This window comes from Sphingobacterium sp. UBA7249 (assembly GCF_002472835.1).
In the GTDB taxonomy this organism is placed as follows: Bacteria; Bacteroidota; Bacteroidia; order Sphingobacteriales; family Sphingobacteriaceae; genus Sphingobacterium; species Sphingobacterium prati.
The window spans coordinates 1-10,503 of record NZ_DKST01000002.1 but is presented as its reverse complement, the minus strand read 5'-3'; the positions used below and the strand labels follow the sequence as shown (position 1 = coordinate 10,503).

Genomic DNA, 10,503 nt, shown 5'->3' with positions numbered 1-10,503 from the left:
GCATCCTGCGTTTAGAATATTTCAAGGGTCACCTTTTTATCGTATTAATGGCGACGTCTTATGGAACACTCAATAAGTGCAATTATATATTGACAGAAAAATAGCCAATCAAATTGCTAAAATTACTATTTGACAAAATAACGATGTTCGATGACTTCGATTTTTTCAACATTCTTATCTTCCAGCATCTTCTTTACATCACAATGGCCTGTTACGCCTCGATAAATTAGAGTTCCTCCAAGGGTCAAGCCCGAAAACCCTGTCAGTGGCGATTTAAGAATCTTTTTCACACCTAGACCTAAAATAAAGCCGCCTGCGATTACAGATAGCACACGTTCGGATGTACCAATATTCTCTTCGATACAATCGTCCTTTATCTTAGCCTTAATCTTGTCAAATGCAAATGTCAATAGGTTACTCATAATTATCTATATTTAAGTATTTCATTAGATAAACAAATTATGGTCCAAAAAAGTTTAGAAATAGAATAATAGTTTTTATACGATTTCTCGAATCACATCTCTATATTCGTATATAAAATTAAATATTCATGCAAGTCAAAAAATATTCAGGTGAATTGGTACCTTTTAACGGTGAAGCTTTACGGCATTCTCTTTCCCGTTCGGGTGCAAATAACGATCAAGTGAATCACGTGTATAACAGTGTTGTCAATGAGATGTATGACGGTATTTCAACTAGGGAATTGTATCAACTCGCTTTCGATAAACTAAAAACTGTTCGAAACTCTTTTGCCGCGCGCTATAGCCTAAAGAAAGCGTTACGTGATTTAGGACCAGAGGGTTTCTACTTCGAAAAATATATTGCACATTTGCTTCGGTCGATCGGTTATGAAAGTATAACGGGACAAACGGTACAGGGCCATGCTGTTTCTCATGAATTGGATGTCGTCGCATATAAAGACGGTAAGTTGATGACAGCAGAATGCAAATTTAGAAATGACATTGACGCTAAAATTTCGGTTACTACCCCCATGTACTATCTCTCAAGATTCAAAGATATTAGTGGAATTGATTACGATTTTTTCGGTAAAACATTGCAATTTCAGGAAGGTTGGCTAATTACCAATGCATACTTCACAAAGGATTCAATAGACTTTGCAAACTATTATGACATCAATCTACTCTCTTGGGACTACCCTCAAGAAAATAGCATAAAAAGAAGAGTCGATAAAGCTGTATTTTACCCTGTCACTTGTTTAACCACACTTTCGGATTTGGAAGAACAACAGCTATTAAAAAATCAATTGATCTTGGTAAAGGATATTGTAAACAATCCTGAGAAATTGGATATCCTTGAACTTGACAACGAACGAAAAGTAAAAGTACTTAACGAAGCCCGCGAACTAATAGACTACAAAGTGGAGGAAGAACATTAATACAACTAGCTAAAAAATAGGCATATATCATGTATGCCTATTTTATTCATATAATCCTGGTATTATTTTTTTAACACAACGGGATAATAGATCTTACCATACTTGGAAAACTCATTTAAATCCATCTTTTCCCAGAAAATACCATAGACAGCAGCGCCAGATCCAGACATAGAGGCATATATCGCCCCCTTATGATATAATCTTTCTTTGATTTCTTTCAATACCGGATAAGTATCAAAAATACGATCTTCAAAATCATTTCGAATATGGAATTTCCATTCCTGAATAGGCAATCGGATTGCTTCCTCGAGATTGACCTCCGAAGGAGTTGGCTTCACTCCATTATATGCCTCAGCTGTAGAAACATGAATATTTGGCATAATAACAACCATATAATACTCATGTAAGTCGAGCGAAATATCTTTAAAATCTGTACCGATCCCAGTGGCAAACACCGGCATATTATCAATGAAAAACGGACAATCTGCCCCCAATTGCTCAGCATACTTTTTCAATTGTGAGTTTGTCAAATTTAGTTTAAACAATTCATTGAGTCCTTTCAACACGAAAGATGCATCCGCCGACCCTCCTCCCAGCCCAGCTCCAATCGGAATCTGTTTGATTAAATCAATCGTAACAGATGGAATATCAAATTCTTTCTTTAACAGCGCATAGGCCTTCATGCAGAGATTATCTACCATATTTCCGGGTACAGATTCACCTCGAATAGTTAACGAAGATGTTTCAGCATTTGTCTCTAACAGCTCTATAATATCATAGATTGCTAGTGGGTAGAATATGCTATTTAATTCATGGTAGCCATCCGTTCGCCTGGCTGTAACTTGCAGACCGATATTTATTTTAGCATTTGCAAAGAGTATCATGAGATATCGTCTAAATCAACATCTAAATTTTCTATTAATAGCTCACCAACGAGCAGATTGAATCGCTAAAGCGGGACAATCTGCCTTTTGCTTTGAGAAAGTCCAATGAAATAATAAAACTATAAGCAGCGATCACTCCACCCAATTTTTCAATCAGTTTACTCGCAGCCACAACAGTCCCACCTGTCGCCAAAAGATCGTCATGTATCAAAATACGGCTTCCTTTTTCAAAAGCATCTTCATGGATCTCTATTGTTGCCTGACCATATTCCAATGCATAAGATTCAGCAATTGTTTTAAATGGTAATTTCCCTTGCTTACGTATAGGGATAAAGGGCAGACCTAATCTATTGGCAAGTAAAAATCCAAAAAGAAATCCGCGGCTTTCAATACCCGCAATAGCATCAATTTCAATTCCCTGAAGTTGATCAATAATCGCATCGATCATTTCATTGCATAACTCAGCATCTTTCAACAAGGGGGTAATATCTTTAAAGACAATACCCGGTTTTGGAAAATCCATAATATCCCGGATTTCCAATTTCAATTTATCTTGAATCATTCTCAAATATTAAATACGGCGCGATTTTGGCAATAGCAAGATCTGAAAGTGTACCTATCTTGGTAAAATCCTCTATATTAGCATAATTGCCATGTTGCTCTCGATAATTAACGATTAACTTCGCGTCCTTTGGGCTAAGATACGGATGTTTACCCAATGAAATGGCATCAATCTGGTTAATATCGATTTTTTTAACCCCTTCTAAATTAGAAATAGTAATATGGTCTTTTATCAAATCGTAGGTTTCGGAAGTAACCCCATACACCTCTTTTAATTGTTCTATTCGATAGAACCCACCAAGCACCTCTTTATATTTCAGTATACGCTTAGAAAGAACTGTACCGATCCCCTTCAAGCTCATCAATGCCGTCGTATCACAGGTGTTAATATCGATAAGTTCGGCCTTATCAGTTTCAAATTTATCATAAAATAAGTTTGGTTTATTTATTGTACTTCCAGTTGTTGTTTCCTTCTTTATACGGATAAATGGTTCGAGTCTTTTATATAATTTTTCATTGATAGAATACATTTTCCTAACATCACTTTTATCTCTAAATCGGCCGCCTTTTTTCTCGTAGTTCTTAATAACCGCAATTTGCTTATCTGAGAGCCCAAGCTTGCGCCAATCATCTTGTGATAGATTATTAGGATCGAAATAAAATAGTTTTACATCACCTTTGCTATGCGTTTCATCCGAATCCATTGAAATGGCATTCTTTTCCAAATGAATATCAGTAGTGGAAAATTTCTTATTCGGATAATCAACAACATCAGTCGAATCATGAAATGACTGTTCAAAAACTCGAGCATGATGCGCAATCGGCTCCTGTTTACTTTCCCTGTTCAATAAGGAATACACGATACTAAATAAAATGATTATCACTAATATAGCAAAGAACCCATTTTGCTCTGTTTTATTAAATTTAAAATAAGTCAATAACCTTTTCATAAGCTGCTAAGGGTTGGGTTATATAAATTTAATCAATTAGAAGGAAAATAAAAAGGAAGGTATTAAAAAATACCTTCCTTTTGTTAAATATTGATACTACAATAATTTTATAGTACCGATTTATCTACTTTTTCCACTTTACTGCCTTCTTTCAAAGTTTTGGAAATGGCATCAAATGGCCTAGAAACAACCTGATCTCCCTTTTTTAGACCTGAAAGAATAATAATATTTTTATCATCTTGAATACCAGTTTTAATCGGAACCTGCTTGACAGCCTCACCGTTTAAGATAAATACGTATTCTTGTATTTTCTTATTTGTATTGGTCGAATCTTTATCATCGGATCTTACAGTAACAGACTGTATGGGCACGACCAAACCTTTCGCATGTTTCGTGAAAATCTGTACAGTGGCAGATAATCCTGGTTTGAAAGGAGAAGCTACATTTTCTTTAATAAGATCCTGGTAAGATTCTGCGCTGATACGTACCTTGACATTGAAATTTGTTACTTGATCAGTTGAGGATGTCGCCGCAGTTGTTGTTGCGATATTTTTGGACGAACTTGCGATTTCGGTGACAATACCTTTAAATTTTCTATCTTGAAAAGCATCGACTTCAATTTCTGCTTGATTTCCGACTTTAACATTATTGATATCGTTCTCATTGACATCGACATTTACCTCCATTGACGACATATTCGCAATACGCATTATTTCAGTACCAGCCATTTGCGCAGTTCCTACCACACGCTCTCCCTGCTCAATGGAAAGTAGCGAAATAATTCCATCTGTCGGAGCATAAATGGTTGTTCTATTGAGGTTATCCTGCGCTTCTTTAACAGACGCCTGAGACTGATCAATACCATATCTTGTTGACCGCACGGTTTCTCTTTGCGCCTGGATAGCTGCCAGGGTCGAAAAGTATTCCGAAGAACTCTTATCCATTTCAGCCGCCGAAATAACTCTTTTTTCAAAAAGCTCCTGGTTTCTCTTGTAAGTTGCCGCCACATTTTTAAAATTTTCTTCCTGTTGTTTTAGCTGTGATTGTGCAGCAGCCAGATTAGCACGTTGTGAATTCATTGCTGCGACAGAGCGATCGTAACCAGATTGCAAGATGTCAGGTTTGATCCGACAAAGTATCTGTCCTTTTTTCACAAAATCACCTTCTTTGATGTTGAGTTCAACAACCTCACCTGAAACTTCAGAACTTAGTTTAACTTCTATTTCCGGTTGTATTTTTCCACTGGCAGATACCAGTTCATCTACATCGATTTCTTTCACAACATCTACAGCAACTTTGGTAATATCTCCTTTTCCAAACCACCCGGCCTTAAAGCCAATAAAAACAAAAATTGCCAAGAGAGCTACTACAATTAATAGAATTCTTACTATACTACGTTTTTTCTTTGCCATTGTCTTTGTTAATCAAATAGGTTAATTGTTGTCGAATTGAATTGGATTTCCTAAATAATAATCAATAATCTTGGATTTGAATATTACATTATATTTCGCTTGAATAAGATCAAATTCAGCTTTATTACGTTCAGTCTGTGCAGTAAATAGCTCCAGAGAATTTGCCATTCCGATATCGTACCGTTCCTTGGTTGCTTTGTAAGCTGTTTCGGCACTTTCGAAAGCAGTGATTGCAGAGGTGTAGCTTTGTTTGGCAGCACTTACGTCTAACACTGCTTGGTTAACTGCCTTATTTAAATTATTTTTTGCCAATTGTTCATTAGCCTCAGCCTGTTTTAGACCAATCTTAGCTTTTGCGACATTCACCTTGTTTTGGTTCTTGGAAAAAATTGGGACAGCAAGTGATAAACCTGTAAAAAAAGATTTATTGTCCGACACCTGTTGCCTAAAAGGTACACGATATACCGATGTAATATCTAAAGGATCACGTTGCCTAGTTGTTGCCGAAGAATAATTCGTACCATAGCTCACATTCAAATTGAGCGTTGGGTAATACCCGCCCTTGGCAATGTCTATTTGTTTTAATGCGACTTCCCTATCCAATGCGGATTTACGAATATCTGGTTGTCTTACTAAAGCTTTTTGGTATACATCTATGGCATTCTTATCTTCTGCGCTTACCAAGACAGATTCCAAACTCGGACGTTCGAGAGAAATCACAGTTTCAGAAGGCATTTCCATCAATTGTTTCAAAGTTAACAAAGACATTTCATATGAATTCTTCAAATTTACCTTGTTCAATTCGTTTGAAGCGACCTGATTCTTGGATTTCGCGAGATCAGCTATAGTCTTATTTCCAACAGAAAATTGAATGGAATCTAATGAAAATTGCTGTTTCGATAAGGCAATCTGATCTTCACTAGCCACCATCAATTCATGATTTGTAATGGCTTCTAAATAATTCACCAAGACATTTAAAACAAGATCATTTTTAATCTTATCCACTTGTGTGGCAGCAGACTCCAGCTGTAATTTATTCGCCTTTATTTGATTTACTTGTTGGAATCCTTGAAATATATTCACGCTAGATCCAACCGATCCAGTAGTACCTCTAGTCCAGGCATTATTAACAATTCGCCCAGAGGTCATATCGAAGCCAAAGCCATAACGGAAACTTTGATCGACCGAAGCACTTAAGTCTGGCAATAAATTACTTTTTGCTTGAAACAAGTCCTGAGCGGTGAGATCTTTACTCAGTTCGGCTTGTTTTATTTGCACATTACGTTCCAATGTCATGCGTATAGCCTCTGCTACTCCAACGACTTGCTGGGCTTGGATTAGGTTGTTTGTTCCCAGAAAAAAACCAGTAAATATTACTGCAGAATAATAAAATCTTTTCATGTTCATATGTAGAACCATACAATTTTTATAGATTTGAACTTCATTTATCGGTTATGTATTTTGTCAAATCCCCTTTTTTCCTACGTTGGCTTTATCCAAAATCAATCTGGCATATGTCGCGGACGGAAAAAAAAGTCTATCTCACTTTTGATGATGGTCCAATTCCTGAAATTACACCTTTTATACTCGATATCCTAAAAAAATATCAGGTCAAGGCAACATTTTTTTGTGTTGGTGAAAATATTAAAAAAAATCCACATTTGTTCCAAAGAATTTTAGAAGAAGGGCATCAAGTTGGTAATCATACTTATAACCATTTAAAAGGCTGGGAGACAAACGACACAACCTATTTGGATAATATCGTTCAATGTCAGGAACTAACGCAAACGAATCTCTTTAGACCTCCTTATGCCAAGGCAAAAAAAACACAACTCAAAAAATTATACAAAAATTATCGTGTGGTGATGTGGGATATCATGTCTGGAGACTTCGATCAAAGCCTTAGTCCCGAAAAATGTCTTCAAAACGTACTTCCTAATATTCAAAATGGTTCTATTATTATCTTTCATGACAATATCAAGGCCATTCCCCGTGTTGAATATGCGCTACCTAAAACGATCGAATTTCTCCTGGCAAATCAATACCAAATAGAAAGATTAGAATGAAGATTATGGTCTGGTTCTTGACAAAATTACTTCAGATTCATAATACTTTCCCACACTAACACTAAAATACCCTAATACCCCATTGGACAGATTTGAAATTGGATTAGAAGGTGATGCCGCCCCAGGATTAATCATCTGGAAGCTATTCCAGTAGTTATAGGCACCTACATCAATACATTGACGCAAAATACGAACACGGTCCCCTAGTTTAAGATCCCTATCCCGATCAATAATATCATGCTGCACTTGCAGTCCATTATTATACTTATCATTAAACACATCGATAAAGCGCAACTCACCACCATTTACAGACATCTTGTACTTGTAGTAGTTCCCTTTATCAGGTGGATCATTAAAGACCAAAGTGGGATAATAAATGGTATCTGTAAATATTATGCGTTCTGATAGACCTATAGAATCCACATCAACATAGGTTGGCACCGTCGAGGTTCCTTCAATTTCTTTTCCATCAGCCGTCTTTACATGCAGCTGATAGCTGGCCTTTTCCTGCAGTCGCAATGTTTTATTGGTATATAAACCATCGGCACCTGGCGAAAAGGTATAAATCCGATTATTTTGCAAATTTCGAACGAACACTTCCGCATCTGTTATGGGGCTCAGCATAGATTCTTTTAGACCGATTACTTTTTGTATACTGATTTGATGTTGTTGATCTGACACCATCAAATCAGCAGTAATAACGAGCTGTCCCGTGTTTTCGGGCAAGTTAAGATCAATTTTATCTTCACATCCAACGAAGGTTATCCACGCCAAGAGCATCCCGGCAAATATCTTTTTCATCTTGCGTTAAAATTTAAAATTCCAAGTAACAGACGGTATTGTCCCAAACAATGCGATCCTATATATCTCAGTGACATTGGATTGCCCCTCTTTCTCTCTAAAATCTATCAAATAGGCATTTTTGCGGTTATAAGCATTATAAATTCCGAAAGATAAACTAGAATAAGTATTTTTCGTACGCTTAATATCATAAGTTGCAGCAAGATCCAATCGATGGTAGGCCGGCATACGTTGACCGTTTCGCTTATCATAATAGAAGATCGTTCGATCATCAACAAAATATTTACCAGCTGGCATTGTTACGGCATCACCTGTATAGTATACAAAGTTTGCGCTTAGATTCCATTTTGGATTCAGCTGATACTGCGCCACAACAGCTATATTATGCGTCTTATCCTGGCGTGCGTTAAACCATTGTCCGTCATTGATCTGATCAAATTGTCTTTCACTTTTGGATAAAGTATAGCTTATCCAGCCATTTAACCGTCCTAGTCGTTTCTTTATAAACCACTCAATACCAAATGCCCTGCCTCTGCCAAATAAAAGCTCTCCGTCTAAAAATTCATTCGCCTGTAAATCGGCTCCATTTCTATAATCGATCTGATTCTTAAGATCCCTATAGTATCCCTCTATCGAAAACTCATATTTATTAGATGCAAAATTTCTGAAATAGCCCAGCGAATACTGGTTGGACAACTGCGGTTTGATCGTATTATTACTCAATACATATTGATCGGTAGGCAGGCTGCTTGTTGTGTTGCTCAATTGATGTAAGTACTGGACATTTGTATTATAAGAAGCTTTTAATGTTGTCTGCTCGTTCAGGGCATAGTTGAGAGAAATACGAGGTTCCAGATAAACATATTTTTTGCCCATCTCTCCACGCCCAACATAAGTTGAATCAATAGCTTCACCAGCATTGTCATAGCGATAGAATGTACCTGGCCCTAATGTCGCATAAGCTGTTGACCTGACCCCGTAATTCAATTTAAGCTTATCATTTATTGACCAGTCATCGGAAATATATGCAGCAATATCCAGCCCTTTGCGATGCTGAATACGCAATGAATTTACTTTAGAATCTTCACCTGCTTCGATGCTCGCGGGACGAATTTCCTGCAATGCTGCCTGTATGCCGAACTTTAAATTATGACGATCCGAGAGGCTATATTGAAAATCCTGTTTAAAATTATAGTTGAATATATCCGAGCGAATCTTAAAATTATTATCGTCTTCAATTTCCACTTGGTAATTAAATTTGCTGAATATCAATGTCGTATTACTAAATAAACGGCTATTCCAAACATGATTCCAGCGCATAGTTCCGGTCGCATTTCCCCAATTGAAATCAAATAAGTCATGGTAGGCCATCGCATCCTTACCAAAATATCCAGATAAGTAGATCGTATTTTTATCGTTAATCCGATAATTTAACTTGGCATTGAGGTCATAAAAAAAAAGCGCGCTTTTTTTTATATTTTCGTCACTTGACAGTTTCAAAAATAAATCAGCATAGGTACGTCTGCCAGATATCATAAACGAACTTTTCCCTTTCTGTAGAGGTCCTTCTACCTTAAGCCGTGATGCAATCAGCCCCAGCCCACCCTCGACATTAAAATGCTGATTATTTCCATCCAATGTCGTTATTTCCATAACTGAAGAAATCTTGCCTCCATACTGTGCTGGAACACCACCCTTATAAAAGTTGACATCTTTTATGGCATCTGAGTTAAACGTAGAAAAGAAACCAAAAAGGTGGGAACTATTGTAAACTGGAGCTTCATCCAGCAAGATTAGATTCTGGTCTCCCCCGCCCCCTCGAACATAAAAATTGCTACTACCTTCTCCACCACTTGTCACACCTGGAAACAATTGAATAGTTTTTAAAATATCTTTCTCACCAAAGAGGATTGGAACATTCTTCAGTTCCTCCATTGTGAACTTCAGATTTCCCATCTGCGGACTCGCCACATTTTCATTCTGACGCTTTCCAGAAACAACAACTTCCTCGATTGTCGTCGAGTTGTCGTTCAGCTCAAAATCAAGCTTTCTATTTTCCGTAAGATTGATTGATTGGGAAATGCGGTTATAGCCTACATAAGACACCTCAATAAGATGTTCTCCTGCAGGAAGCGTAATGGAATAGAACCCATAATTATTTGAATATCCGCTAACATTTGCGTCTTGAACGCGAATTAAAGCTCCAATTAATGTTTCGCCCGAATTGACGTCTTTGATAATTCCACTCAAGGTAATTTTCTCTTGCCCAAAAGTGAATAAAACACTCAGTAGGCACAACAAGAGAAATGAGCACTTTTTACAGTTGATCAGCATATATAGCGGCAGCTTTAAAATCTGCAACTAAAATAGAAAAGCCAACTTGTTATTCAAAATCGCTAATGCAACTTTAAATTCCTTATTAATATTCTGTTT

General features: G+C 36.9%; 10 protein-coding genes. 2 read left to right on the top strand and 8 right to left on the bottom strand.

The window, feature by feature from the left end; genetic code table 11:
• Nucleotides 1-125: 125 nt before the first annotated feature.
• A complete protein-coding gene (locus B4A24_RS02430; protein ID WP_293942266.1) occupies nt 126-422 on the bottom strand; it encodes a YgaP family membrane protein in 297 nt (98 codons plus the stop codon).
• Between the two features lie 128 nt (nt 423-550).
• Between B4A24_RS02430 and B4A24_RS02425 the strand changes: the two genes are divergently transcribed.
• On the top strand, nt 551-1,396 hold the full coding sequence (locus B4A24_RS02425) for an ATP cone domain-containing protein (RefSeq protein WP_293942263.1): 846 nt from the start codon (nt 551-553) through the stop codon (nt 1,394-1,396).
• Between the two features lie 62 nt (nt 1,397-1,458).
• Here the strand turns inward: B4A24_RS02425 and ispE are convergent, their stop codons facing one another.
• From ispE to B4A24_RS02400, 5 genes are all read right to left on the bottom strand, one after another.
• The gene (gene ispE, locus B4A24_RS02420; RefSeq protein WP_293942260.1) at nt 1,459-2,280 is read right to left on the bottom strand and encodes a 4-(cytidine 5'-diphospho)-2-C-methyl-D-erythritol kinase; all 822 of its coding nucleotides are present in this window, start codon (nt 2,278-2,280) and stop codon (nt 1,459-1,461) included.
• A 34-nt stretch (nt 2,281-2,314) separates the two neighbouring features.
• Nucleotides 2,315-2,842 carry an adenine phosphoribosyltransferase gene (locus B4A24_RS02415; RefSeq protein WP_293942257.1) on the bottom strand — a complete coding sequence of 176 codons (528 nt, stop codon included), beginning with the start codon at nt 2,840-2,842 and terminating at the stop codon, nt 2,315-2,317.
• Nucleotides 2,829-3,791 carry a helix-hairpin-helix domain-containing protein gene (locus tag B4A24_RS02410; RefSeq protein WP_293942254.1) on the bottom strand — a complete coding sequence of 321 codons (963 nt, stop codon included), beginning with the start codon at nt 3,789-3,791 and terminating at the stop codon, nt 2,829-2,831. The genes B4A24_RS02415 and B4A24_RS02410 overlap by 14 nt, the downstream gene beginning before the upstream one ends.
• A gap of 107 nt (nt 3,792-3,898) precedes the next feature.
• Nucleotides 3,899-5,203, bottom strand: coding sequence for an efflux RND transporter periplasmic adaptor subunit (locus tag B4A24_RS02405; protein ID WP_293942251.1), 1,305 nt, complete (start codon nt 5,201-5,203; stop codon nt 3,899-3,901).
• 21 nt (nt 5,204-5,224) lie between these two features.
• Nucleotides 5,225-6,604 (bottom strand): TolC family protein, encoded by a 1,380-nt coding sequence (locus tag B4A24_RS02400; protein ID WP_293942249.1) that lies wholly within the window; start codon nt 6,602-6,604, stop codon nt 5,225-5,227.
• Between the two features lie 113 nt (nt 6,605-6,717).
• On the opposite strand from B4A24_RS02400, the gene B4A24_RS02395 reads away from it, so the two are divergent.
• The gene (locus tag B4A24_RS02395; RefSeq protein ID WP_409456452.1) at nt 6,718-7,269 is read left to right on the top strand and encodes a polysaccharide deacetylase family protein; all 552 of its coding nucleotides are present in this window, start codon (nt 6,718-6,720) and stop codon (nt 7,267-7,269) included.
• Between the two features lie 3 nt (nt 7,270-7,272).
• Here the strand turns inward: B4A24_RS02395 and B4A24_RS02390 are convergent, their stop codons facing one another.
• Nucleotides 7,273-8,070, bottom strand: coding sequence for a DUF4249 domain-containing protein (locus B4A24_RS02390; protein WP_293942243.1), 798 nt, complete (start codon nt 8,068-8,070; stop codon nt 7,273-7,275).
• Between the two features lie 6 nt (nt 8,071-8,076).
• Nucleotides 8,077-10,404, bottom strand: coding sequence for a TonB-dependent receptor (locus B4A24_RS02385; protein ID WP_293942241.1), 2,328 nt, complete (start codon nt 10,402-10,404; stop codon nt 8,077-8,079).
• Nucleotides 10,405-10,503: the final 99 nt, after the last annotated feature.